This window comes from Pasteurella sp. XG20 (assembly GCF_018968665.1).
Lineage (GTDB): Bacteria > Pseudomonadota > Gammaproteobacteria > Enterobacterales > Pasteurellaceae > Pasteurella > Pasteurella multocida.
Genome location: NZ_CP076656.1, coordinates 1,952,798 through 1,978,626 on the forward strand (window position 1 = coordinate 1,952,798; position 25,829 = coordinate 1,978,626).

Below are 25,829 nucleotides of genomic sequence, written 5' to 3' on the forward strand. Positions count from 1 at the left end.
CTGTTTTGACGAAATTTTAAGGAAAGATTATGCAAACCTATCAATTCACCCTCGACGTTAATCAACGTCCTGAAACCCTAGAACGTATTTTACGTGTGATTCGTCATCGTGGTTTTTATGTCGTCGCGATGAATATGACTGCACAAGGCGAACAAGCCAACATTGATTTTACTGTGAAAAGTGACCGCGCTTTCGCTTTACTGACGAATCAATTAAGTAAAGTGTACGATGTGTTAGCTATTCATCAAGTACGTGCATAAAAATATAAGAGGACGAGCATGAAAACTCTCGGTATTATCGGCGGTATGTCGCCTGAAAGCACAGTGACTTATTACCGTTTAATCAACCAGTTAATTAACCAAGCCAAAAGTGGAAATCACAGCGCACCATTAGTGATGGTTAATGTGGAATTTGAACAAATTGTATGTTTACAGAAACAAGGTGAATGGCATAAGGCGGGGGAAATACTAGCCACTGCGGCAAAAAAATTGACACAAATAGGTGCCGAAGGGATTTTATTAGCCACCAATACTATGCACAAAGTTGCACCACAAATTATTGACGTAATTGATGTGCCTTTTCTCCATATTATTGATGCCACAGCAAAAGCCATTAAAGTAAAAAATTTGACGCAAGTCGCGTTATTAGGCACGCAATTTACAATGCAAGATCCGTTTTATCGTGATCTTTTACTGCATCATGGTATTACGCCTCTTGTGCCAAACCAGAAACAGCAACAAGAAATTCATCGTATTATTTTTACAGAACTTTGTGTCGGACAAATCAAATCTGAATCGAAACAATTTTATCTTGATGTCATTAATGACTTAGCCAAACAAGGTGCCCAAGGTGTGATTTTAGGTTGTACCGAAATTGGCTTATTGATTAATCAACAAGACGCAACACTGCCATTTTTCGATACAACAACATTACATGCACAGGCTGCAGCTGAATTTATTCTGACGGAATAATTTCTGATCAACCGAGCAAAGAGGACACATCGTTGCGCCTATAGAGAAAGTGATACACATTTTTTATTAATACTTAGTCAATATTGGTGGAATATTGATTTTGTTCGAGCTTTTTAGGATTTAACGATTTTAGCCCTTTATTTGAGGTCATTGAGCGCATAAAGACGCTTAAAGATAACTATTAACATACAACAGACAAATTGGCTCATTGTTACAGAAAGATGAGCCATCATACCTACTTACTGTACTTGGAGAGATTATGCCTAAATTACGTTCAGCGACCAGTACACAGGGTCGTAATATGGCGGGTGCCCGTGCCTTGTGGCGTGCCACGGGAATGAAAGAAAACGACTTTGGTAAACCGATTATTGCCGTCGTCAACTCCTTTACCCAATTTGTGCCCGGTCATGTGCATTTAAAAGACATGGGGCAACTTGTCGCCCGTGAAATTGAAAAAGCCGGTGGGGTGGCGAAAGAGTTTAATACCATTGCGGTGGATGATGGGATTGCCATGGGGCATGGTGGGATGCTCTATTCTTTACCAAGTCGTGATTTAATTGCCGATAGTGTGGAATATATGGTCAATGCACACTGTGCCGATGCCATGGTGTGTATTTCTAACTGCGACAAAATCACCCCAGGGATGCTCATGGCTGCGTTACGCTTGAATATTCCTTGTGTGTTTGTCTCGGGCGGACCGATGGAAGCGGGCAAAACGAAACTGTCTGATAAAATCATCAAACTGGATTTAGTAGATGCAATGATCCAAGGTGCCAACCCAAATGTATCAGACGAAGACAGCGCCCAGATCGAACGTTCTGCTTGTCCAACCTGTGGCTCTTGCTCGGGTATGTTTACCGCAAATTCAATGAACTGCTTAACAGAAGCCCTTGGCTTAAGTCTGCCGGGCAACGGATCCTGCCTTGCAACCCACGCAGATCGTAAACAACTGTTCCTTGATGCGGGGAAACAAGTGGTCGAATTGTGCAAACGTTATTATGAACAAGAGGATGACAGCGTCTTACCTCGTTCTATCGCCAACAAAAAGGCCTTTGAAAATGCCATGAGCTTAGATATTGCCATGGGCGGGTCAACCAATACCGTCTTGCATTTATTAGCCGCGGCACAAGAAGCGGAAGTGGATTTCACCATGGCCGATATTGATCGCCTATCACGTCAAGTGCCTTGTTTAAGCAAAGTCGCGCCAAATACACAAAAATACCACATGGAAGATGTACACCGTGCGGGAGGTATTATGGCAATTTTAGGGGAATTAGATCGTGCCAATTTATTACATAACGATACTCGCACAGTATTAGGCATGAGTCTCGCTGAGCAAATTGCCAAATATGACATTGTGCTCACTAAAGACGAAGCCGTACACAAATTCTTCCGTGCAGGCCCTGCGGGGATTCGTACGACCGAAGCTTTTTCACAAGATTGCCGTTGGGATACGGTGGATGATGATCGTGAAAATGGCTGTATTCGTAGTAAAACATTTGCCTATAGCCAAGATGGCGGGCTTGCCATGTTATCAGGCAACTTAGCGATGGACGGTTGTATTGTGAAAACCGCTGGGGTAGATGAGAGCATTTTAAAATTCACCGGTAATGCCATTGTGTTTGAAAGCCAAGAAGATGCGGTGGCAGGGATTTTAGGTGGCAAAGTACAAGCAGGTCATGTGGTCGTGATTCGCTACGAAGGACCAAAAGGCGGACCGGGTATGCAAGAAATGCTGTATCCCACCAGTTATTTAAAATCCATGGGCTTAGGTAAAGCCTGTGCCTTATTAACAGACGGGCGTTTCTCTGGCGGGACATCGGGGTTATCTATTGGGCATTGCTCACCAGAAGCCGCTGCGGGTGGATTAATTGGCTTAGTAAAAGACGGTGATAAGATTGAAATTGATATTCCAAATCGATCCATTCAATTGTGTGTCGCGGAAGAAGAACTCGCTCAGCGCCGAGCAGAACAAGACAAACTGGGTTGGCAACCTGTAAACCGACAACGTGAAGTGTCCTTTGCATTGAAAGTATATGGTCATTTTGCGACCTCGGCAGATAAAGGCGCGGTAAGAGATAAAACCAAAATTTAAATCTTTAAGTCGGGTGGGTAAGCTTGCCCACCGTTTTCTCATTGATAAATTGATTACGATTTTTTTCTTGCTGAAACAAGAAAATTTAAAAAAATAACGGACAACCTCTATGGTCAATAACCTCCATTCAGCTCACCCAACAGGTGCAGAATACCTCAAAGCCGTGTTGAGTTCTAAAGTCTATGACGTGGCGCAAGTAACTCCGCTTCAAGACATGGCAAAACTGTCTGAACGTTTAGGTAATAAAGTGTTTATCAAACGTGAAGATCGCCAACCCGTACACAGTTTCAAACTGCGTGGTGCGTATGCCATGATTGCTGGATTAAGTGCCGAACAAAAAGCCTCGGGCGTGATTGCCGCCTCAGCGGGAAACCATGCACAAGGCGTGGCGCTGTCTGCCAAACATCTTGGCTTGCGTGCCTTAATCGTGATGCCACAAAACACCCCAAGTATCAAAGTCGATGCCGTGCGTGGATTTGGTGGTGAAGTGCTATTACATGGCGCCAATTTCGATGAAGCCAAAGCCAAAGCGATTGAGCTGGCGGAAAGCAAAAATATGACATTCATTCCACCTTTTGATCACCCCGCGGTGATTGCAGGGCAAGGCTCGATTGCCATGGAATTGTTACAACAAAACAGCCAAATCGACCGCATTTTTGTCCCTGTTGGTGGCGGTGGCTTAGCCGCAGGCATTGCTGTATTAATTAAACAATTAATGCCCGAAATCAAAGTAATTGGGGTTGAGTCGAAAGATTCCGCGTGCTTGTATCGTGCTCTCAAAGCAGGTAAGCCCATTGATTTAGATCGCGTTGGCTTATTTGCTGACGGGGTCGCAGTGAAACGTATTGGCGATGAGACTTTCCGCGTTTGTCAGCAATATATTGATGATGTGGTGTTAGTAGATGGTGATGAAATCTGCGCTGCGGTCAAAGATATTTTTGAGAATGTGCGCGCCATTGCTGAACCGTCGGGGGCATTATCGCTTGCTGGTTTAAAAAAATACGTGAAAGAGCACAATATTCAAGGTGAAACCTTAGTGAATGTATTATCTGGTGCCAATTTAAATTTCCATACCTTACGTTATGTGTCAGAGCGTTGTGAAATTGGTGAACAGCACGAAGCCCTTTTAGCCGTGACCATTCCTGAACAACCAGGGAGTTTCTTAAAATTCTGCCATATTTTAGGTCATGTCCCTGTTACTGAATTTAAATACCGTTATGCCGACGACAAACAAGCTTGTATTTTCGTGGGGGTACGCATTACAGGGCAAGAAGAAAAACAAACGATCATCAATCAATTACAACAAAATGGTTATGATTTAATTGATTTGTCTAATGATGATATCGCCAAAACGCATGTACGCTATATGATTGGCGGACGTTCAAACAGTCCCTTAAAAGAGCGTTTATACAGTTTTGAATTCCCAGAACAAAAAGGTGCCTTATTAAAATTCCTCGAAACTTTGGGGCAAACACATTGGAATATTTCCGTGTTCCATTATCGTGCGCACGGGGCAGACTATGGTAACGTGCTTGCCGGCTTCCAATTAAATGATGAAGATCTCGACGCCTTTAATCAGCATTTGGAAAAACTGGGTTATGTCTATCAAGACGTGACTGAAAGCCCTGCCTATCGTTATTTCTTAGTGTAAACCAAGAAAAAAGTGCGGTTATTTTGACCGCACTTTTTAATACGCTTTGCAACCTTTGTTACATGTGTTATTTCACAAACCCACTAAACTCTAATTCGTAGTTATCCCCATCGCGATTATAGGAAATAAAACGTGGGAATTGTTCACCCGCCAATTTTTTGACCACGATATCTTTATCACCGGTTTTAAATTGATAAGTAATCTGTACGGCTTCTTGCTTATCCACTTTCACTTTTGCTTCGCTTTTCTTCACAAACACATTATGCATGGGATAAAGCTTTTTACCATTGGTGATTTGAAAATTGATCGGTAATTTATCGTAATAACTTAATTGAAATGCCATAGTAAACAAATCAAAAGTCGGCAATGCCAATGCTTTTTTCGTTAAACCATTTTTGACTTTGCCATATTCAATGCTATCGGCTTGAATTTTTGATGTGGCATAAGGCTTGCCATTCCGTATATCTTGATAGTCCACCATATTAAATTGCTTAGCATCTTGCGTGCCGGTAGATAAAAATTGAATATTATACAAAGGCACATTAATCTTCGCATCCACGGCATATTGCGCACCGTCTGCTTTAAAATGCACATAAGCTGGCATTAAATAGTTTGAACTGTATTTAATATTCAAATCCACATTCGCCCAAGCCGTGGGCAAATAACACAACACAGAACATAATAAAACGCTTAAAAATTTCACCGCACTTTCCTTTTTTAATATGAATAATCGTGGAAACTTAGATTAAGTTTAAGAAAAGAAGTTCCCTCTAGCGTACTCTAAAGGGAACTGAAATGAGATTACAAAGACACAAAACCCACAGCTTGGTAAACGGCATCTAAGGTGGCTTTAGCACGTTCACGTGCTTTTTGTGCACCTTCACGAGCAATGTCGTTAAGGAGTGCTTCGTTGTTGCGGAAGTGGTGGAAACGTTCTTGTAAGATGGTGAGCATCGCGGAGACTTCATCCGCCACAGTCCCTTTTAAATGCCCATACATTTTGCCTTCAAACTCCGCTTCTAATTCCGCGATAGATTTACCAGTGACACCAGAAAGAATATCTAACAAGTTCGATACGCCTGCTTTGTTTTGCACATCATAACGGACTACTGGAGGCTCATCAGAGTCAGTTACCGCACGTTTGATTTTCTTCGCGACAGCTTTCGGATCTTCCAATAAGCCGATCACGTTATTGCGGTTTTCATCTGATTTCGACATTTTCTTTTCAGGCTCAAGCAATGACATCACGCGCGCGCCTGCTTTAGGAATAAAGGGTTCTGGTACCGCAAATAAATCGCCATATAGTGCGTTAAAACGATTAGCGATATCACGAGTAATTTCCAAATGTTGTTTTTGGTCTTCCCCTACAGGCACTTGGTTAGCTTGATATAACAAAATATCTGCCGCCATCAACACGGGGTAAGTAAATAAGCCGACGTTGATATTTTCCGCATGGCGCGCCGATTTATCTTTAAATTGGGTCATGCGCCCCATTTCACCAAAATAGGTGTAACAGTTAAGCACCCAAGCCAGTTGTGTATGTTCTGGCACATGGGATTGGATAAAAATAGTGCTTTTTTCCGGATCAATGCCACAGGCTAAATATAACGCTAACACATCAAGGGTGGCTTTGCGTAAGCTTTCAGGATCTTGACGGACAGTAATAGCGTGTAAATCAACAATACAAAATAAGCATTCATAATCATCTTGCATCTTGACCCATTGGCGTAATGCGCCAAGATAATTGCCAATCGTCAGTTCGCCAGAAGGCTGTACGCCACTTAATACAACAGGTTTACTCATCGTTGTTCCTTATTCTAAAATCGTCAAAATCTGTGCAAAATCATCAAACACCCAATCTGGTTTGGATTCTGCTATGGGAATATTGTAGTTATAGCCGTAGGTTAAGCCAACCACAGCACAACCCGCAGTATGTGCGGCTAAAATATCATTTTTGGAATCCCCCACAAAGAGCACCTGTTTTGGGTATAAACCAAATTTACCACATAAATAATACAGCGGTGCGGGGTGAGGTTTAATCGCGGGCAGAGATTGTCCACCTAAAAGTTCGCTGAATAAGTGATCAATACCAAAGGCTTGCAAAACCGGTTGCACATGTTTGGTTGGCTTATTCGTCACCACTGCTAAAAGATAGCCTTTTTGTTTCAACGTTTCTAAAGTGGATTTAACATTTGGATACAGTACACTCAAGTTGCACAGGTTTTCACCATAATAAAACCCAAAACGTCGCTTAAGCGCTTTAATTTGTTCATCATTCAGGGTTTTCCCCGTTTGAGCCTTCGCCCATGCCAGAGCACGCGCAATTAAAATATCCGCACCGTTACCAATCCAAGTCAGCACCAAGTCTTCTGGTGCTTGGGGTAAATCAAACTCCGCAAAAGCAGAATTTACCGATAGCGCCAAGTCAGGCAAGCTGTTGACTAAGGTGCCATCGAGATCAAAACCAATGAGTTTAAACTGTGTCATTTTTATACCGCACTTTCTATTAAGTTAGTTATTATACTGTCGCCAATTGTTGACGCATTTCATCGATCACTTTTTGGTAATCTGGCTGATCAAAAATCGCCGATCCCGCCACAAACATATCCGCACCCGCTCTTGCGATATCCGCAATATTGCTAACTTTTACGCCACCGTCCACTTCTAAACGAATGTCAAAACCACTTTCGTCAATACGCTGACGAGCTTCGCGTAATTTATCTAAGGTGCTAGGAATAAAAGATTGTCCACCAAAACCCGGATTGACTGACATAAGTAAAATGACATCCACTTTATCCATTACATAGTCTAAATAGCTTAATGGCGTGGCTGGATTGAAGACTAAACCTGATTTACAACCACAATCCCGAATCAGTTGTAAAGAACGATCAATATGCTCCGTGGCTTCAGGATGAAAAGTAATATAGTTGGCACCGGCTTTCGCAAAATCAGGAATAAGACGATCCACTGGCTTGACCATTAAATGCACATCAATCGGTGCTGTAATACCATAATGACGTAATGCCTGACAAATGGCAGGACCAAAGGTTAAATTAGGCACATAATGATTATCCATTACATCAAAGTGAATCACATCTGCACCGCACGTTAATACTTGCTCAACATCTTCGCCTAAGCGGGCTAAATCCGCAGATAAGATTGAAGGGGCAATTAAATAGGGTTTCATCATTGACCTCACTGGTAAACAAGTTGTTAAATTAAACACTTGCAAAGAGAAAATATTGCGTTTAGTGTACTACTTTATGTTTGAATTATTAAGGAAATTCTTTATGGAACACCTTTTACAAGGCTTTTTTGTGACGGCAGGGTTGATTATCGCCATTGGGGCGCAAAATGCCTTTGTATTAAAACAGGGATTACTTAAACAGAATATTCTGGCTGTGATTTTAACCTGTTTTTTCTGCGATATTGTATTAATTTCCTTAGGGGTATTGGGATTAGGTTCCCTAATCAGCCAAAGCACTATGGCAACTGTCGCCTTAGCCTTTGTCGGAGGTGGTTTTTTATTGATTTATGGTTTAAAAGCCTTTTTATCTGCTTATCGAGGCAACGCGTCATTACAATTAGCAAAAGCGGATAAACAACCACAAACCACTTTACATGCGATCATTGCTACCCTACTGATTACGCTGTTAAATCCACATGTCTATTTAGATACTGTGGTCATTATTGGTGGTATTGCCGGCACACTTGCTTTTGACGAGAAGCTGTTTTTTCTGGTTGGTGCCTTGTTAGTATCGGCTCTTTGGTTTTTTAGCTTGGGCTATGGCGCACGCTTATTAAGCCGATTTTTCCAACGACCAGTAACATGGCGAATTTTGGATTTGGTGATTGGGGTAATTATGTGGGCAATCGCAATTAGCTTGATACATTATGGCATCACTTTATTCCCCACAGTGTAAAGATAAAACGCTTCAACTGATTGAATAAAACATTATTCAAGTAAAAAGAGCGTTTGGAAATAAGTTTAGCTTGAAATAACGATGACTCTGTAAAAATGACTGAAAAATTAACCGCACTTTGTCCTTGTCAATCGGGACAACCCTATCAAGCCTGTTGTCAACCATATCATCAACAGCAACAATTTCCTGCTAATGCGATGTTATTGATGCGTTCCCGTTATGCCGCGTATGCCTTGAAAAATATTGATTACATTGTGCAAACTACTGTGCCAAATCAACAAGCGTTGTTGCCCGTCGCCGCATTACAAGACTGGGCGGACAAGACAACTTGGGTGGGACTCGATATTTTGCAACATGTCTCCCTGTCTAAAACACATAGCCAAGTCGAATTTAAGGCTTTCTTTGTTCAACAAAATCAAACACAAGTGCATCATGAAATCTCTTTATTTGTGAACATTGCACAACGTTGGTATTTTGTCGATCCCACGGTGACATTACCGAATATGAAACAACCTTGCCTGTGTGGCTCAAATAAAAAATTTAAACATTGTTGTGGAGGTTTACTGTGAACAACGTTTTAAAAAACGCTGGACTTTTTTTAAGATTATTTTGGCTTCGTTTTCAACAAAACAAATTAAGCCAAGCAGCTGGCTACTTAACTTACAGCACTATGCTCGCCTTGGTTCCGTTAGTCATGGTCGTCTTTTCAGTCTTCTCCGCCTTTCCGGTTTTTAATGAAGTTACTGATGAATTAAAAGGTTTTATTTTCAATAACTTTGCACCACAAGCCAGTGATATGGTCGGACAATATATTGATGAGTTCGTGAGTAACTCTAAACAAATGAGCGCAGTTGGTGTGATCAGTTTGGTCGTGGTGGCATTAATGCTGATTAACTCCATTGATCGTACGCTCAATTCGATTTGGCATGATACGACTATTCGCCCCCTCGTTTTTTCATTTGCTATTTATTGGCTCATTTTGACTTTAGGTCCATTATTAATTGGGGCAAGTATCGGTGTAAGTTCTTACATTGCTGCTATGTTGAATGAAAATATTTCCTTGCCATTCGGTTTGAAAATATTGAGTTTTGTGCCGTTCTTTTTAACTTGGTTAATTTTCACCTTGATTTACACGGTCGTCCCGAATAAAAAAGTCAAAATTATGCACTCTGCCATCGGTGCACTCGTCGCAGCCGTATTCTTCACATTAGGGAAACAAGCTTTCCTTTGGTATGTCACCACCTTCCCGTCCTATCAACTGATTTATGGTGCAATGGCAACCTTACCCATCATGCTATTGTGGATTCAATTAAGCTGGGTCGTCATTCTAATTGGCGCACAATTAGCATCTGTGCTTGCCGATTACACCTTATGTACGCAAGGTAAAATCCGTGTTGAAGAGCTTGTCGCAGCAGATACACACGAACCCGCGTTACAACAAAAAATGGAAAAAACAGAACAAACACTCAAAACAGAAATAACTCAGCAAAAACAACGATTGGAGAAACAAGGATGATTGCATTAATTCAACGTGTCAGCCAAGCGAAAGTGGACGTGGATAAGCAAACAGTAGGCGAAATTGGGCATGGCTTATTGGTGCTACTGGGTGTGCAAAAAGACGATGACCACGTCAAAGCAGATCGCTTGATTGAGAAAATGCTGAATTATCGTGTGTTTAGCGATGCAGAAGGCAAAATGAATTTAAATGTGCAACAAGTCAAGGGACAAGTATTAGTCGTTTCACAATTTACCCTAGCAGCTGATACACAAAAAGGGTTGCGTCCAAGTTTTTCGCGTGGCGCAAGCCCTGATATGGCAGAAGCATTATACGACTATGTGGTCAAAAAGTGCGGTGAAAAAATTCCAACTTTCAGTGGGCAATTTGCCGCAGATATGCAAGTCAGCCTAACCAATGATGGTCCTGTCACGTTCTGGTTAGAAATATAAATAAAAAAAACTGCATCGGATATCCGATGCAGTTCTTCACTATTGTGACGTCAAAACGTCAGAGAATTAACGTTTTGGTAAATAACGGGTTGGATCAACTGATTTGCCTTTATAGCGAATTTCAAAGTGAAGTTTGACACTATTGGTACCAGAGCTACCCATTTTGGCAATCTGTTGACCCGCACGAACTTCTTGCTGATCTTTGACTAAAATACTTTCATTGTGAGCATAGGCACTTAAATAGTCATCATTGTGTTTAATGATAATTAAGTTGCCATAACCACGTAATGCATTACCCGCATAAACCACTCTGCCTGCGGCGGCGGCATTCACCGCTTGACCACGTGAGCCAGCAATATCAATCCCTTTATTACCACCGTCTGCGGTTGAAAAGCCTTGTACAATATTGCCTTTGGTTGGCCATTGCCAAGTTACATTCGAAACCATGTGTTTACTGCTCGTGCTTGGCACAGGTACAGACGTGCTTTCAACAGGCTTAACCACTGGTTCAGGTTGGGCTGGAACAGGGGCGGAACTGACACCTGATTTAATTGGTCCAATGATAGTACCATCCGAACCGTATTGTGTACCATGTGGACCCGGGGTATAGGTTACTTCATTGCTCTTCGGTTGTGAAACGGGTACCGTCACAGGTTGTGTCACTGGTTGTGAAGAGGTGCTTGCCACACGTCCATTCGACACACGTAAGGTTTGCCCAACACTTAGACGATAAGGTTCAGACATATTGTTTAATGATGCCAATTCTTTGACATCTAAGCCTGAAATATAGGCGATGAGGTACATTGTATCGCCTTTACGCACCGTGTAAGTTTCCCCTTTATAAAAACCTTTATCGATCTTGCTATAATCTGGGCGGTTATCCGCTGGATTACGCGGGATCTCAAAATGTTGTGTTGTCGGCTTTACATTTGTACCTACCTCTCCTACCGCGGTTGAAGGTGACATGGTAGAGGTTGTTGACACTTTATTCGACAGTTTTAACACTTGTCCCGTCGCTAAAGTATAAGGCTCTGATAGATTATTTAACGCGGCGATCTCTTTGATACTTAAACCGGAAATGTAAGAAATCAAATACATACTGTCGCCCTTACGCACCGTATAGCTTTCACCTTGATAAGAGCCTCTGGCAATTTTGCTGTAATCTGGTTCGCCGGTGACCGGTTTACGCGGAATATCGAAAGAAGATGATGTCGGTGGCGTTGGTTGATGGCTTACTGGCAAACTTGGTTGCGAGGTAGAAGGAGAATAGACGGACTGATCCATTCCCGCTGGCATGGTATTTTGTTGTTGAATTTGTGGCTCCCATGTGCCACCACTTGATGCATCAACGGGTTGCATCATCCCCGGCGATAAACTGCCATCTGCACTCTCTACCGGCGCAGGCGTATTTGAACTACAGGCAGCCAATACGGCAACACTGATTGGCAACAGTAAAAACGGCTTTTTCATTTGCTAGTTTCCTCTTTCTTATCTCTGAATACTTAAATTAATGTTTTATTATTTCAGGTAACCAACTGCCACCCTCAACAGCTCCAGTGCCAGCCACGGCCTCCATGATCCCCGGGCTTAATGCATTTTCATCTTGAATGTTTGTTGTACAAGCACTTAACACTAAAAGCATAGACAACAAGAAAAGTAATTTATTCATTTTTTACTTTACCTTATCTTAAAATTAAATACGCGATAACGGCAATCAGCACGACAGACCAACCAATCAATTCAATAGAACGGCGCAACTTATCCGCAAATTTTTCGCCACCCCATGCAGCAAGTTTTGCGACCAAAATAAAACGTGCTGCACGCGAAATAAATGCCGTCAGCACAAATGGGAGAAACAGCATTTGCATCACACCTGCACAAATGGTGAAAACCTTATAAGGAATCGGCGAAAAACCTGCCACAAAAACCACTAAGATACCCCATTTCTCAAACCATGAAATCGCAGTTTCCCAATGTTGTTGGTAACCAAATTGCTGAACATAATGTTGCACAAAATCAACGGCATAATAGCCTAAACCATAACCAATCACACCACCTAATACAGAAGCAACTGCCGTATAAAACGCCAGTTTCAAGGCACGTTGTGGTTGAGACATTGACATGGGAATCAACATCACATCCGGCGGAATCGGGAAAAAAATCGCCTCAATAAAACTCGTCAACGCTAAAAAAAATGTGGCATAACGATGCTTTGACCAAGCCATCGTTTTATCATACATCGCACCAAAAATTTTCAACGCGCACCTTCCTCATCATAAAGAATAAAAAACGGATTATTATTCACTTTCTAACCAATCTTGTAAAGATTGCAATGAATGATAAGCGGTCATATCTGCTTGAATTGGCGTAATCGCGACATAGCCATTTTTCACTGCATGAAAGTCTGTACCTTCTTGTTCATTTTCCGCTAAGCCCGCCGGTCCAACCCAATAAATCGCCTCACCTCGTGGATCTTGTTGCTTCACCACCTCTGCGGCAGCTGCACGATAACCTAAATGACACACTTTCACTCCTTTAATCTCTTCATAAGGAATATCCGGGACATTAATATTGAGAATTTCACGCCGTTGTAAAATTTGTCCATGCAATCGAGGAATTAACTCACAAACCACACGCGCCGCGCTCTCATAATGTTGACGTCCATCAAGAGAAACCGCAATCGCAGGCAACCCTAAATAACGCCCTTCTAATGCCGCAGCGACGGTGCCTGAATAAATCACATCATCCCCCAAATTCACGCCCGCATTGATCCCCGACACCACCAAATCCACTTGTCCAGATAAAAACCCATTTAATGCTAGATAGACGCAATCGGCGGGGGTGCCATTGAGGCAATAATCCCCATTCGGCAAGCGTAAGGGACGTAATGGTTCAACTAATGTTAAAGAACTGGACGCTGCACTGCGATTACGGTCAGGGGCGACAAGTGTGACATCAGCAAATTTACGTAACTCACGAGCCAGTATTTGAATGCCTTCAGCGTGAATCCCATCGTCGTTGCTGAGAAGAATTTTCATGGTGTTGTCCTTATTCTTTGTTATATGCTTTGAATGCGTTTGTTTAAAGTGCGGTGTTTTTTAGAAACGTTTTACTCCCAATCACACCCTTCTGGCAAACCCGCTTTGCAAGCTTGTTTAAAATACATTTTCGCTCTGTCCCAATCACGTTCGATTCCTTCGCCATTCGCATAGAGTGTACCTAAATTATAGAGCGCACGCGCATCGCCCTGTACGGCAGCTTGACTATACCATTTGTAGGCTTGTTTAAAGTCTTGTGCAATGCCGTCGCCTTCACTGTACATCAGCCCTAAATGATACTGTGCATCGGGGTGATTTTGCTCAGCGGATTTTTGATACCATTTCAAAGCTTGTTGCTTGTCTTGTTCAACACCGTCACCATCGTCGTACATTCTCCCCACATTAAATTGAGCGCTCATCTCCCCTTGCTCGGCTCGTGATAGCCAAAGTTTAAACGCAGTAGCATGATCACCGCGTTTATAGGCTTCAACACCTTGTTCAAAAACCGGGTCTTCTTCTCGTTGAGCGAAGACATTCATTGTACTCACAAGCAACATAATACTGAGCAGTGTTTTGATCCATCTTTGCATAGCCATTCCTTTTAAATGCTGGGTTGAAATTAATCTTCTTGCACATTCACCACTTCTCTCACCAAGGCAGTGGCATAACTGCCCGCGGGTAAGTAGAAGGCAAGTTTAAGTCCTTCTGTAACAAATGCCCATTGCAACGCTTGCGCTTGCATTAACATTGGGCGACGAGCAGCTTTCATACGTTCTTTCGCCATCAGGGTTAACAAGGCTTGATGTTGTTCAACCAATTGATTTTCGATGTCAGTGGCAGGAGGATTTTGCTCACCAATTAGCGGTGCCGTGAGTAAAATATCTTGTTGTTCTAAACGGGCTTGTAAGGCATTCAGATCTTCTTTTTCGTCGGCTTGAAACCAACTGTGTGAGCCTTGTAGTTGTAACATATCGCCACGTAGTACTTGTTGCGCAAGCTGTAATGCAATGCGTTCTGATACGACAAGATTGAAGACTTCACTGCGTGCAGCGGAAAGATAAAAACTGCGTTTTTTGCGATCTTTGACGTTAATTTCACCTTGTGCCCAACGTAAGGCTTGCGTCAGGTTATGCCCATCGCGCCCAAAACGCTGCTCGGTAAAATAGTTTGGAAAACCACATTGTTTAATATTGTTTAAACGCACGTTGAGTTCATCGGTCTCTTTTGCACCACGTAGCAAAATCTCAAAATGATTCCCCTCAAGACTCCCCGTACGGATTTTGCGATGATGGCGCGTCACTTCGAGGATATCGACCCCCTCTAACTGGAATGAGCGGAAATCAGGTGTGGGTTGCCCCGGCATGTGTAAGCAGAACCATTGCTCTGTCACGGCTTTGCGATCTTTTAAGCCCGCATAACCCATATTACGTTCAGAAATACCGACGAATTGGGCGAGTTTTTCACCGACAAACAGCGTGTTGCAATCCGTTTTGCGTACTTTTACCGCCACAAATTCTCCGTCACCAGACATTTCATAACCGAGGTTTTCTTTGACAATAAAATCCGCACATTCGGCTTTCAAACGTGCGTATTGCTCTGGACGAGTATGTAAATAAGCCAGTTCCATTAACTTTTCACCACTAACGCCACAGCTTCACAGGCAATGCCTTCACCGCGTCCGGTAAAGCCTAAACGTTCACTGGTGGTCGCTTTCACGTTCACTTGTTCAATATCACAGGCTAAATCTTCGGCAATTGCCGCTCGCATCGCATCAATATGCGGACGCATTTTCGGGGCTTGTGCGATGATAGTGACATCTACATTACTCACTTTGTAACCTTTGGCTTGCACTTGTGCGTAAGCTTCGCGCAATAACCCACGGCTATCTGCACCTTTGTATTGCATGTCAGTATCTGGGAACAGTTTGCCAATATCACCTAATGCGACCGCACCAAGTAGCGCATCGGTTAAAGCATGTAATGCCACATCACCATCAGAATGAGCAAGTAACCCCTTTTCATAAGGAATTGCCACGCCGCCAATAATGATTGGACCTTCGCCACCAAAGGCGTGTACATCAAAACCATGACCAATTCGTATCATCTTTTTTCCTATTTTGTTCTGCTTAAATAAAATTCTGCTAACGCGAAATCTTCTGGACGGGTCACTTTAATATTATCGCTACGCCCTGCTACTAAGTGCGGTCGGAATCCAGCAAATTCCATGGCAGAGGCTTCATCCGTCACCTGTAAACCTTGCACCAATGCCTGTTCTAAGGCTTGTGCTAAGGTTGCTATGGGAAAAAATTGTGGCGTCTGCGCTAGCCAAAGTTGCGAGCGATCTTCGGTATAATGAATTTGCTGATTGTGTAAAGCACGTTTAATGGTATCGGTGGCGGGAATAGCCAGAATCGCCCCGTTTTGATCTTCCACTTGCACCAATTTATCTAAATCTTGATGTGTTAAACAAGGGCGTGCCGCATCATGCACCATCACCCAAAAATCTTCACTATTTTGTACCGCACTTTTGACTGCGTTAAGCCCATTGAGCACCGAGTCAGCACGACTGCTGCCCCCTTCGACCAGCTGAATTTTCGGGTGTGTTAATAAAGGGCAAGTGGAAATATAGGGATCGTTTGCTGCCACCGCTAAAATAATTTTTTCAATTAACGGATAACCTAACAGCACAGATAAAGTATGTTCTAAGATCGTTTTGCCATGAATGTGCAGATACTGCTTCGGTTTATCCATTTGCATGCGGCTACCTATGCCCGCCGCAGGCACAACAGCAACAATACGACGTGTAGATTTAGCAATCGGCGTTGTCATTATTTCTGCTCTTTAACAATGTGATAAAAAATTTCATCGGGTTTCACCATATCATGCTGGAATCTGGCACGTTCTTCGATAGCTTCTACCCCTTGTTTTAAATCTTTAATTTCTGCTGCCACTACTTGATTACGTTGTGACAGTTTTTCGTTTTCTTGTTTATGTTGAGCAATTTGCTGTGCGGTTCGTTTGTAATCCAAATAGCCATTCTTACCAAACCAAAAATCATATTGGAATAGCAATAACACAGCGACTAATAAAAAAATAAATAAACGCATCGTAGTTCTGCCCGTTAATCATAAAGTCTTTAGTTTACCGTGAAATCAGAAAAAATACCGCACTTATCAGGCAAATTAAGGTAAATTTTTCCCCCGTAAAGAAAAGAAAACCCCATCATTCCGCAGAATCATGGGGAGATTTTATCAATGTAAGACTTACATATTCGCTACAATATCTTGAGCAAATTCCGAAGTGGAACGTAATGTGGCACCTTCTAACATTTCAGCAAAATCAAAGGTAACGGTTTTATCAGCAATGGTTTTCGATACTGCTTTGACCACTAAATCCGCCGCTTCCAACCAACCTAAGTGACGTAACATCATTTCACCACTCAAAATCAAAGAACCCGGATTACCTTTATCTTGTCCTGCAATTTTTGGTGCGGTGCCGTGGGTGGCTTCAAAAATCGCAGCTTCTGCACCAATATTCGCCCCCGGTGAAATCCCGATCCCCCCCACCTGCGCGGCTAACGCGTCAGAAATGTAATCCCCGTTTAGGTTTAAAGTCGCAATCACATCGTACTCCGTTGGGTGAAGCAGAATTTCTTGTAAAAACGCATCGGCAATGCTGTCTTTAATAATGATTTCTCTGCCTGTTTTTGGATTTTTTAATGTCATCCATGGACCACCATCTAGCAATTCGGCACCAAACTCTTGCGCCACTTGATAACCCCACTCTTTGAATGCGCCTTCGGTAAATTTCATGATGTTCCCTTTGTGCACTAGAGTAAGCGATTTGCGATCATTATCAATCACATATTGTAGTGCCGCACGAACTAAACGCTGCGTCCCTTGTTTAGAAACTGGTTTGATACCAATGCCACAATCTTCAGTGAAACGGATTTTTTTCACTCCCATTTCTTGTTGTAAAAACGCAATCACTTTATTCGCTTCGGCAGATCCTGCCACCCATTCTACACCCGCATAAATATCTTCGGAGTTTTCACGGAAAATCACCATGTCCACTAATTCAGGGTGTTTAACAGGACTTGGGGTACCGTCATAATAACGAATTGGACGTAAGCAATTATATAAATCTAAGCCTTGACGCATCGCCACATTCAAGGAACGAATGCCACCACCGACTGGCGTCATAAGCGGTCCTTTAATCGCCACATGATAATCACGGATAAATGTCATGGTTTCATCGGGTAACCAAGTATTTTCGCCATAGACCTCATTTGCTTTACCACCAGCATAGATTTCCATCCACGAAATTTTACGTTTGCCGCCATAGGCTTTTTCCACCGCCGCATCAATGACTGTGCGCATCGCGGGCGTAACGTCCACACCAATACCATCGCCTTCAATAAAGGGGATAATCGGATGATCAGGTACAATTAATGCTCCTTTGGCATCCAGTTGAATTTTTTCACCTTGTGGGATAACGACTTTTGATTGCATATCATTTCTTCCTTATTTTCTTGCCTGTGGTAGGATAGTTGTTCGACAGTAATCTACGTGATGACATGAGATTATCCTTACAAAACTATTGGAACTGGCGCAAGTTCGCAAGCATTTATTAAATTTTTGTTAAAAAATTTCTTTATTTTTCGATCTAGATCCCATTTTCAACTGACCACCTTTAACATATGAAACCAAACACCAAATTTAACCAAAAAACGAAACCACGTCCTTCGTCACTACGATCCGTGAATAAAAGAAAAGCAGCAGAAATTAAACCGAAAAAGCGTCCTTTATCCTTTCGTCAGAAAAAAACGGTGAATTTTGCCGAAACCCAAGTCATTTTGTTTAACAAGCCTTATGATGTATTGACACAATTTAGCGATGAGGAAGGACGTGCCACCTTAAAAGCGTTTATCCCGATTCCTCATGTCTATCCCGCTGGGCGTTTAGATCGCGATAGTGAAGGCTTAGTGTTACTGACCAATAACGGCGAAATCCAACATCGTTTGGCAGAACCCAAATTCAACACAGAAAAAACTTATTTCGCCCAAGTGGAAGGCATTCCGCAAGAGACGGATTTAGCACAACTGCGTCAAGGCGTGATCTTAAACGATGGTAAAACATTACCCGCCAAAGTGCGCTTAGTGCCTGAGCCAAACTGGTTGTGGCAACGCAATCCACCGATCCGTGAACGCAAGCAGATTCCGACCAGTTGGTTGGAAATTAAAATACATGAAGGGCGTAACCGCCAAGTGCGCCGCATGACGGCACATATTGGCTTTCCTACTTTGCGTTTAATTCGTTATCAAATGGCATTGTTTAATTTAGCCAATCTTGAACAAGGGCAATATCGCCAACTTTCTGAAGTAGAATTGACCGCACTTTATCAACAATTAAAGTTAAAAAAATAATAAGGACAGGCTATGCATAAACCCAACGTAACCCTTGCCTGTGTGGTGCATTGCAAAGGCAAATTTTTATTTGTAGAAGAACTGGAACACGGCAAACTGACCTTAAATCAACCCGCCGGACATTTAGAAGCGGACGAGAGCTTGCTTGAAGGGGCAAAACGTGAGCTCTTTGAAGAAACGGGTATCCACGCGGATATGCAAAGTTTGATTAAAATCTATCAATGGCACGCCCCTCGCAGTAAAACTGATTTTCTTCGTTTTACCTTTGCCGTCGAACTGGACGATTGGCTCCCAATTCAGCCCCAGGATCCTGACATCACTCGTGGCTTATGGCTGAGCTTAGAGGAATTTTATGACTACATTCAACAAGCGGGGCAATGTGAGCGTAGTCCGTTAGTAATTGAATCCGTGAAAGATTATTTAAAAGGCGAGTTTATTTCTGTACAATTATTGAAGGCTTTTTAATCACTCAAGGATGATCTTAAATGAAATATGCGTTTATTGATTATGAAAATATCCATTCGTTAGATAATATCAATTTAAAAGAGTACGAGAAAATATACTTATTCCTTGGTGCACAGCAGCAGTACATTAGTTTATCTGAGAAGTTTAATGATTTGCTGAATATTAACCTGATTACAATAAAAAATATTGCTAAAAATAACCTTGATTTTCATCTTGCTTATTTCTTAGGGAAAGTGGACCAAGAGGTTGATAAACAAATTGGCTTCGAGGTTATTTCTAAAGATAAAGGTTACCAAGGAATTTGTGATTATATTCAAAACCAAAAGTGTGCGAGAAAATGTAAACTTATCTCTATTACCTTGAATAATACAGAAAAAAATGTACCAACAGTAACAGAAAACAAGTCTGAGAAAACTGAACAAGAGATTGAAAAATATACAAATGAATATCAAGCATTTATGTTAAGAACAGCGATTCGAAACCTTCCAACAACAGTCGAGAAACTCTTTAAACATATTTGCTCCCAAACAAGTGTACAAAAACTACCACAAACGACAATCAACATCATTGTGCCTCAAATCATAGAACAATTATCAATAAAAAAACTTATCGTCATTAACAAAACAAAGATAACTTATGGCATAGCAGGTTCAGAAAAACTTTATACGCAATACGCCGCGTTCTTACTAAAAAGAGAAAAACTGAAAAGACCACAAACATTATCCAGTTTAAAAAATGAAATCGCGTCGAAATTAAATCTTCGGGGAAATACCGCTAAAATAAATGAAATTCTCGATTTGCTTAAAACAAATGACATGATTACCTATCAGGATAATACCGATAATCCTAAGTTAGTTTATAAAAAATAAGCCATCGATGAATAACAATATTCGTCTTTTTCAATCGGAAATATCATACAAAAGTAACATATCGTATCGAATCAATTCGATACGATAAAAAATGCGGTCAAAATTGACCGCACTTTTTCTATTTGTGCAACGTAAAATTAGAATTTTGCTAATAACATCGCTTCTAATTTTTCTTGGTCTGCCGCAAATTTACGGATACCATCAGCCAGTTTTTCCACTGCCATTGCATCGCTATTGTGTTGCCAATAGAATTCTGCTTCAGTTAATGGTTGTGGTTTTGCTTTCACTTCGCCCGTGTAGCTTAATTTACGCGCAAGTGGTGCGTTGTTTTCTTGTAACTCTTTCAACAAGGCTGGTGCAATGGTTAAGCGGTCACAGCCGGCTAATTCGGTAATTTCACCGACATTACGGAAACTTGCGCCCATGACGATCGTGTTATAGCCGTGTTGTTTGTAATAGTTATAGATTTTAGTCACGGAAATCACACCCGGATCTTCTGCCGGCGCATAGTCTTTTTTATCGCTGTTGGCTTTGTACCAGTCAAGAATTCGACCCACAAATGGCGAAATTAAGTAAACCCCGGCTTCCGCACAAGCACGCGCTTGCGCTTCAGAGAATAAAAGGGTTAAGTTACAGTTAATACCTTGTTTTTCTAATTCTTCTGCCGCACGAATCCCTTGCCAAGTTGAAGCAATTTTGATCAAGATACGATCGTTTGAGATACCAGCTTCGTTATAAAGTGCGATTAATTTTTTCGCTTTTTCGATTGTTGCTTGTGTATCATAAGAAAGACGAGCATCCACTTCTGTTGAAATGCGTCCCGGCACAATTTTCAAGATTTCCAAGCCGATGTTAACGGCTAATTTATCTTCTGCATCAATTAATTGTTGTTTTGAACAGTTGCTTTTTGATTTGGCATAAGCAATGGCTTCATCAATTAATGAGGCATATTGTGGCAAGGCAGACGCGCTGAGAATTAAAGATGGGTTCGTTGTTGCATCTTCAGGTTGGTATTTTTTGATGGCTTCAATGTCACCAGTATCAGCAACCACCACCGTCATATTACGTAGAGAATCAAGTTGTGTTGTCATAATTTCCCTCTATTTTGAATTACAATGTCTTCGTTGTGAACTTATATACAATAGCATATCAAAAGGAAAATGGAATGATCTTTTCTTGCACTGTTGCTAAGCAAACGCTTGCTTGAAAAGACAGAAAAAAGAGAGCGTACTGACAAAGGAGAAACACATGAAAACACGTTGCAGTTGGGTAGGTAATAGCACAATTTATCGTGATTATCACGATCACGAATGGGGCAAGCCAGAATATGATAGTCTCAAATTATTTGAAAAAATCTGCCTAGAAGGGCAGCAAGCTGGCTTATCTTGGCTGACAGTCTTAAAAAAACGTGAGAATTACCGCCACGCTTTTCATCAATTTAACCCAGAAAAAATCGCGAAGATGACCGCACTTGATGTGGATAAGTTAATGCAGGATCAAGGACTCATTCGTCATCGCAAAAAACTTGAAGCGATTATTACTAACGCCAAAGCGTATTTAGCCATGCAAAAGTGCGGTGAGAATTTTAGCTATTTTATTTGGTCGTTTGTCAATCACCAACCCCAGTTCAATGACGTCCCTAACTTAGCAAGCGTCCCCACGAAAACACCAACTTCCATTGCTATGTCTAACGCGTTGAAAAAACGGGGCTTTGTTTTTGTTGGAGAAACCACTTGTTATGCCTTTATGCAGTCGATGGGATTGGTCAATGATCACCTGAATGATTGTTGCTGTAAATAATATGCCTTTCCCCTGATTTTCCAGTATAATCAGGCTAATTTTTGATTATGTATGGTTTATCCGATGAAAAAGAATTCTTACACACGCCTTTCTATCGCTATCTTGAGTACCCTTTATAGTGTATCCAGTTTAGCTGACTTGAAATCACAATGTTTAGCTGGTGTCCCACATTTTACGGGCGAATTGGTCACGGGTAATCCAAATGACTTGCCTGTTTACATCGAAGCTGATCAGGCAAGATTAAACCAATCTGTTAGTGCCAGCTATGAAGGCAATGTAGAAATTCAACAAGGTAACCGCCAATTCCGTGCCCAACGTGCAGACATCAGTCAACAAAAACAGCCCAATGGATTACAGCGTTTAGCGCATGTCCGCGGAGGATTTGAGTATCAAGATCATCAAATCCAGCTAAAAGGTGAAGAAGCGCAAGTGCAGCTCAATACGAAAAACACTGATATCAAAAACGCAGATTACCAACTAGTCGATCGTCAAGGACGAGGCAAAGCAGAATCCATTGCGCTACGCGAAGATTATCGTCTCATGACAAATGCGGTGTTTACATCTTGCTTACCACAAGATAATGCATGGTCAATTGAAGCGAAAGAAATGCGACAACATATTCAAGAAGAATACGCGGAAATGTGGCATGCACGTTTTAAAGTGCATGGTGTACCGATTTTTTATACCCCTTATTTACAGCTACCGATTGGGGATCGCCGTCGTTCAGGTTTATTATTACCAAATTTTGGGACGTCAAATCGTGACGGTTATTTCTATGAGCAACCGTTTTATTGGAATATTGCCCCAAACCTTGATGCCACCATGACCCCAAAATATATGTCAAAACGTGGTTGGCAACTTAATGGTGAATTCCGCTATTTAAGCCCAATCGGGGAAGGAAAAATTGCAGGCGAATATTTAAAGCAAGATCGACTAACCGATTACCGCAATCGCGATCGTTCTCGCCACTTATTTTATTGGACACATCATTCCAGTTTCTTACAAAATTGGCGTTTAAATTTGGATTATACCCGTGTTAGCGATCAACGTTATTTTTCAGACTTTGATTCAGCTTATGGCTCAAGCACCGACGGCTATGCGGATCAAAAATTCCGTGTTGCCTATTACCAACCGCATTACAATATTGCGATTTCGGCTAAACAATTCCAAATTTTCAACGAAGTGGATATTGGTCCATACCGCGCTCTGCCGCAAGTCGATTTCAACTATTACCAAAATGCCCTGTTCGATAGCCCTTTGAATTTCAAACTCTTTTCACAAGCAGTTCACTTTGATAATAAAAGTCCATTAATGCCAAAAGCATGGCGTTTTCATGCTGAACCGAGCATCAATTTACCGCTATCGAATCGTTATGGTAGTTTAAACATTGAAACGAAACTCTATGCAACCCACTACCAACAAACGCAAGGGCGTGCGGCAGAAGCAGAACAAGTAGAACGAAAAATCAATCGTGTCTTGCCACAAGTCAAAGTGGACTTACAAACAGTTTTGGCTAGCCAGCAAACGTTTATTGAAGGTTACACACAAACTTTAGAACCTCATGTGCAATATTTATATCGCCCTTACAAAGACCAAAGCAATATTGGTTCAAAATTAAATAATGCCTACTTAGGTTTTGGTTATGACTCTTCTCTCTTACAGCAAGACTATTTCGGCTTATTCCGTGATCGTCGTTACAGTGGATTAGACCGCATCGCCTCCGCCAATCAATTCACGGTAGGTGGTACCACGCGTATTTATGATAAAAAAGGCAATGAACGCTTTAATTTCTCTGCGGGGCAAATTTACTATTTGCAAGACTCGCGCATTGATAACAGTAAAGAAAACAGCACCTATGGGCGCTCCTCCTCTTGGTCACTTGCCTCCAACTGGAAAATCAATGATCAATGGCGTTGGCAAGGCAGCTATCAATATGATACACGCCTAAATAAGTCCTCATTGGGCAACTTTACTCTAGAATATAACCCAACGGGAAATAATATTATTCAATTAAGTTACCGTTATGCAAGTCAACAATATATTGACCAAAACCTCACCTCAGCGGCAAACCGCTACGGACAAGACATAAAACAGCTTGGTCTAACTGTGGCATGGGCGCTCACGGATCAATGGGCGGTGGTAGCACGTCATTATCAAGATCTTGCGTTGAGAAAGCCTGTTGAGCAATATTTGGGACTAGAATACAGCACTTGCTGTTGGGCGATTAATGTTGGTGCCCGACGTAGTGTGACCAGCAAAGAAAACCAAACGGCGAATCAAATTTTTTATGACAAAAGTATTGGTATCAATATTGAGCTACGAGGCTTAGGTCGTGATGATCACAAAGGCAATATTGAGAAAATGCTACAACGAGGCAAACTACCGTATTTACAAGCGTTTAGTCTCTATTAATCTCATGAAACTGCCGTCTCGTGTCATATGAGATAATATACTGCAAGGACTGATGTTGATAGCCGTTTCAACACAGTCCTTTCTCATTTGTGGTTACTCTTTCCGTTATTTACGCTGATATAATCCATTTTCAGCAACAATCAAGTCTTGCAATTCCAAGGTTAAAAGCTGTACTAATAAAGTATCAATAGGTAGATTGACTTGTTGGGCTAATACATCAATACTGACGGGCATATAGCCAATTTTGGCATATAATTCCGGATGTTCTGGCGTTATCCGCGCAGTATTGATGGTTGATGTGTCTGTTACCTGTTGAGAAAAGGCGTTCTCCGTACGAGGCAACGCTGGCATGGCACAATGCGAATAAGGCGAGAGATGTTCTAAAATATCCTGAATACTTTCGACTAATATTGCCCCCTGTTTAATCAGTTTATGACAACCTTGGCTAAATCCATGCTGAATCTGCCCCGGTAACGCAAAAACATCTCGATTTTGCTCTAAAGCATAGCGGGCAGTAATTAAAGAACCACTGTGTTCTGAGGCTTCAATGACTAATGTCCCCAAAGATAAACCACTAATAATGCGATTACGACGTGGAAAATTTTCTGCCACAGGGGGTTGGAAAGGTAAAAATTCAGACACTAACGCACCTTGATGTTCAATAATTTTTTCGGCTAAACCTCGGTGTTTTTTCGGATAAATGACCTCTAAACCACTGCCTAATACTGCAATCGTCTTCCCGTGGATATCCACCACCGCTTGATGTGAGAAACCATCAATACCTAACGCTAAACCACTGGTCACCACAATATCGGCATAAGCCAGTTGGGTGGCGAAATAGTTTGCCCAGTATTCCCCATAACGTGAACAATGACGACTGCCCACGATCGCCACTTGCTGTGCAGATAGCGTAGCCACTTCCCCTTTCACAAACAAGACAAGTGGAGCCCCTTCTGTTTGCTTTAACAAGGGAGGATAATGAGGATCAAACCAATCCACAATATGTTGTTGTTCGTTTACCCAGGCTAACGTGGGATCAATATAACGGTTCTCAGGCGTAAACCAACGCTGAATCTGCTGTGTCGTCCAGCCTATCTGTTGAAAGGCTTTTGTATCATATTCCATTAATTCCGCTGGACTGACGTGCTCCAATAAACGCTGGATCGCCAGCGAACCCAAACGCGGAATTTGTAACAAACGTAATAAAAGAGGCAGATAAGATGACATAATCCCT

General features: G+C 41.8%; 29 protein-coding genes. 13 read left to right on the forward strand and 16 right to left on the reverse strand.

What is annotated here, in order from left to right:
• Positions 1 to 29: 29 nt before the first annotated feature.
• The 4 genes from ilvM (at position 30) to ilvA (ending at position 4,717) form a co-directional block, all read left to right on the forward strand.
• Positions 30 to 260: an acetolactate synthase 2 small subunit gene (gene ilvM / locus KPF51_RS09125; protein ID WP_005718478.1), complete on the forward strand. Its 231-nt coding sequence runs from the start codon at positions 30 to 32 to the stop codon at positions 258 to 260.
• A gap of 18 nt (positions 261 to 278) precedes the next feature.
• Positions 279 to 971, forward strand: a complete 693-nt coding sequence (locus tag KPF51_RS09130; RefSeq protein WP_005724490.1) for an aspartate/glutamate racemase family protein — start codon at positions 279 to 281, stop codon at positions 969 to 971.
• Between the two features lie 259 nt (positions 972 to 1,230).
• Positions 1,231 to 3,066 carry a dihydroxy-acid dehydratase gene (gene ilvD / locus KPF51_RS09135; protein ID WP_061406352.1) on the forward strand — a complete coding sequence of 612 codons (1,836 nt, stop codon included), beginning with the start codon at positions 1,231 to 1,233 and terminating at the stop codon, positions 3,064 to 3,066.
• A gap of 109 nt (positions 3,067 to 3,175) precedes the next feature.
• Positions 3,176 to 4,717 carry a threonine ammonia-lyase, biosynthetic gene (ilvA, locus tag KPF51_RS09140; RefSeq protein WP_005718461.1) on the forward strand — a complete coding sequence of 514 codons (1,542 nt, stop codon included), beginning with the start codon at positions 3,176 to 3,178 and terminating at the stop codon, positions 4,715 to 4,717.
• A gap of 67 nt (positions 4,718 to 4,784) precedes the next feature.
• On the opposite strand, the gene KPF51_RS09145 is transcribed toward ilvA, so the two are convergent.
• The 4 genes from KPF51_RS09145 to rpe all read right to left on the reverse strand — a co-directional run bounded on the left by KPF51_RS09145 (position 4,785) and on the right by rpe (position 7,904).
• Entirely contained in the window at positions 4,785 to 5,420 is a 636-nt protein-coding gene (locus KPF51_RS09145; protein WP_010907260.1) for a hypothetical protein, read from the reverse strand.
• Positions 5,421 to 5,518: 98 nt separating this feature from the next.
• Entirely contained in the window at positions 5,519 to 6,520 is a 1,002-nt protein-coding gene (gene trpS / locus KPF51_RS09150; protein ID WP_005724484.1) for a tryptophan--tRNA ligase, read from the reverse strand.
• Between the two features lie 9 nt (positions 6,521 to 6,529).
• Positions 6,530 to 7,204, reverse strand: coding sequence for a phosphoglycolate phosphatase (locus tag KPF51_RS09155; RefSeq protein WP_005724482.1), 675 nt, complete (start codon positions 7,202 to 7,204; stop codon positions 6,530 to 6,532).
• A 31-nt stretch (positions 7,205 to 7,235) separates the two neighbouring features.
• Entirely contained in the window at positions 7,236 to 7,904 is a 669-nt protein-coding gene (gene rpe, locus KPF51_RS09160; protein ID WP_005718449.1) for a ribulose-phosphate 3-epimerase, read from the reverse strand.
• 103 nt (positions 7,905 to 8,007) lie between these two features.
• On the opposite strand from rpe, the gene KPF51_RS09165 reads away from it, so the two are divergent.
• From KPF51_RS09165 to dtd, 4 genes are all read left to right on the forward strand, one after another.
• The gene (locus KPF51_RS09165; RefSeq protein WP_005724481.1) at positions 8,008 to 8,640 is read left to right on the forward strand and encodes a LysE/ArgO family amino acid transporter; all 633 of its coding nucleotides are present in this window, start codon (positions 8,008 to 8,010) and stop codon (positions 8,638 to 8,640) included.
• Positions 8,641 to 8,735: 95 nt separating this feature from the next.
• A complete protein-coding gene (locus KPF51_RS09170; protein WP_005724480.1) occupies positions 8,736 to 9,209 on the forward strand; it encodes a YchJ family protein in 474 nt (157 codons plus the stop codon).
• A complete protein-coding gene (locus KPF51_RS09175; protein WP_005735753.1) occupies positions 9,206 to 10,156 on the forward strand; it encodes a virulence factor BrkB family protein in 951 nt (316 codons plus the stop codon). Before KPF51_RS09170 ends, KPF51_RS09175 begins: the two co-directional genes overlap by 4 nt.
• Positions 10,153 to 10,587 (forward strand): D-aminoacyl-tRNA deacylase, encoded by a 435-nt coding sequence (gene dtd / locus KPF51_RS09180; RefSeq protein ID WP_061406351.1) that lies wholly within the window; start codon positions 10,153 to 10,155, stop codon positions 10,585 to 10,587. The genes KPF51_RS09175 and dtd overlap by 4 nt, the downstream gene beginning before the upstream one ends.
• 66 nt (positions 10,588 to 10,653) lie before the next feature.
• Here dtd and nlpD read toward each other — a convergent pair whose 3' ends face one another.
• The 10 genes from nlpD to icd form a co-directional block, all read right to left on the reverse strand.
• Positions 10,654 to 12,057: a murein hydrolase activator NlpD gene (nlpD, locus tag KPF51_RS09185; protein ID WP_061406350.1), complete on the reverse strand. Its 1,404-nt coding sequence runs from the start codon at positions 12,055 to 12,057 to the stop codon at positions 10,654 to 10,656.
• Between the two features lie 37 nt (positions 12,058 to 12,094).
• On the reverse strand, positions 12,095 to 12,256 hold the full coding sequence (locus KPF51_RS09190; RefSeq protein ID WP_005724476.1) for a hypothetical protein: 162 nt from the start codon (positions 12,254 to 12,256) through the stop codon (positions 12,095 to 12,097).
• 13 nt (positions 12,257 to 12,269) lie between these two features.
• Positions 12,270 to 12,845, reverse strand: coding sequence for a YqaA family protein (locus KPF51_RS09195; RefSeq protein ID WP_005724475.1), 576 nt, complete (start codon positions 12,843 to 12,845; stop codon positions 12,270 to 12,272).
• Positions 12,846 to 12,884: 39 nt separating this feature from the next.
• A complete protein-coding gene (surE, locus tag KPF51_RS09200) occupies positions 12,885 to 13,625 on the reverse strand; it encodes a 5'/3'-nucleotidase SurE (protein ID WP_005724474.1) in 741 nt (246 codons plus the stop codon).
• 71 nt (positions 13,626 to 13,696) lie between these two features.
• Positions 13,697 to 14,215, reverse strand: a complete 519-nt coding sequence (locus tag KPF51_RS09205; protein WP_005724472.1) for a tetratricopeptide repeat protein — start codon at positions 14,213 to 14,215, stop codon at positions 13,697 to 13,699.
• A 29-nt stretch (positions 14,216 to 14,244) separates the two neighbouring features.
• The gene (gene truD / locus KPF51_RS09210) at positions 14,245 to 15,252 is read right to left on the reverse strand and encodes a tRNA pseudouridine(13) synthase TruD (protein ID WP_005724471.1); all 1,008 of its coding nucleotides are present in this window, start codon (positions 15,250 to 15,252) and stop codon (positions 14,245 to 14,247) included.
• Positions 15,252 to 15,728: a 2-C-methyl-D-erythritol 2,4-cyclodiphosphate synthase gene (ispF, locus tag KPF51_RS09215; protein WP_005724470.1), complete on the reverse strand. Its 477-nt coding sequence runs from the start codon at positions 15,726 to 15,728 to the stop codon at positions 15,252 to 15,254. The genes truD and ispF overlap by 1 nt, the downstream gene beginning before the upstream one ends.
• Before the next feature lie 8 nt (positions 15,729 to 15,736).
• Positions 15,737 to 16,453, reverse strand: a complete 717-nt coding sequence (gene ispD, locus KPF51_RS09220; RefSeq protein WP_061406349.1) for a 2-C-methyl-D-erythritol 4-phosphate cytidylyltransferase — start codon at positions 16,451 to 16,453, stop codon at positions 15,737 to 15,739.
• Positions 16,453 to 16,731, reverse strand: a complete 279-nt coding sequence (gene ftsB, locus KPF51_RS09225; protein ID WP_005718421.1) for a cell division protein FtsB — start codon at positions 16,729 to 16,731, stop codon at positions 16,453 to 16,455. Before ftsB ends, ispD begins: the two co-directional genes overlap by 1 nt.
• Before the next feature lie 156 nt (positions 16,732 to 16,887).
• Positions 16,888 to 18,135: an NADP-dependent isocitrate dehydrogenase gene (gene icd, locus KPF51_RS09230; protein WP_005757808.1), complete on the reverse strand. Its 1,248-nt coding sequence runs from the start codon at positions 18,133 to 18,135 to the stop codon at positions 16,888 to 16,890.
• A 188-nt stretch (positions 18,136 to 18,323) separates the two neighbouring features.
• Here icd and KPF51_RS09235 point away from each other — a divergent pair, with 188 nt between their 5' ends.
• The 3 genes from KPF51_RS09235 to KPF51_RS09245 are packed head-to-tail and all read left to right on the forward strand — an operon-like array spanning position 18,324 to position 20,383.
• Positions 18,324 to 19,049, forward strand: a complete 726-nt coding sequence (locus KPF51_RS09235; RefSeq protein ID WP_061406348.1) for a pseudouridine synthase — start codon at positions 18,324 to 18,326, stop codon at positions 19,047 to 19,049.
• A 12-nt stretch (positions 19,050 to 19,061) separates the two neighbouring features.
• Positions 19,062 to 19,514 carry an NUDIX hydrolase gene (locus KPF51_RS09240; RefSeq protein WP_005718418.1) on the forward strand — a complete coding sequence of 151 codons (453 nt, stop codon included), beginning with the start codon at positions 19,062 to 19,064 and terminating at the stop codon, positions 19,512 to 19,514.
• Between the two features lie 20 nt (positions 19,515 to 19,534).
• On the forward strand, positions 19,535 to 20,383 hold the full coding sequence (locus tag KPF51_RS09245; RefSeq protein WP_061406347.1) for a PIN domain-containing protein: 849 nt from the start codon (positions 19,535 to 19,537) through the stop codon (positions 20,381 to 20,383).
• Between the two features lie 137 nt (positions 20,384 to 20,520).
• Here the strand turns inward: KPF51_RS09245 and tal are convergent, their stop codons facing one another.
• Positions 20,521 to 21,474, reverse strand: a complete 954-nt coding sequence (gene tal, locus KPF51_RS09250; RefSeq protein ID WP_005755204.1) for a transaldolase — start codon at positions 21,472 to 21,474, stop codon at positions 20,521 to 20,523.
• A gap of 157 nt (positions 21,475 to 21,631) precedes the next feature.
• Between tal and KPF51_RS09255 the strand changes: the two genes are divergently transcribed.
• Both KPF51_RS09255 and lptD read left to right on the forward strand, forming a co-directional pair.
• A complete protein-coding gene (locus tag KPF51_RS09255; protein ID WP_061406346.1) occupies positions 21,632 to 22,183 on the forward strand; it encodes a DNA-3-methyladenine glycosylase I in 552 nt (183 codons plus the stop codon).
• Positions 22,184 to 22,246: 63 nt separating this feature from the next.
• Positions 22,247 to 24,595: an LPS assembly protein LptD gene (gene lptD, locus KPF51_RS09260; RefSeq protein WP_061406345.1), complete on the forward strand. Its 2,349-nt coding sequence runs from the start codon at positions 22,247 to 22,249 to the stop codon at positions 24,593 to 24,595.
• A gap of 105 nt (positions 24,596 to 24,700) precedes the next feature.
• On the opposite strand, the gene dprA is transcribed toward lptD, so the two are convergent.
• Positions 24,701 to 25,822 carry a DNA-processing protein DprA gene (gene dprA / locus KPF51_RS09265; protein ID WP_061406344.1) on the reverse strand — a complete coding sequence of 374 codons (1,122 nt, stop codon included), beginning with the start codon at positions 25,820 to 25,822 and terminating at the stop codon, positions 24,701 to 24,703.
• Between the last annotated feature and the right edge of the window lie 7 nt (positions 25,823 to 25,829).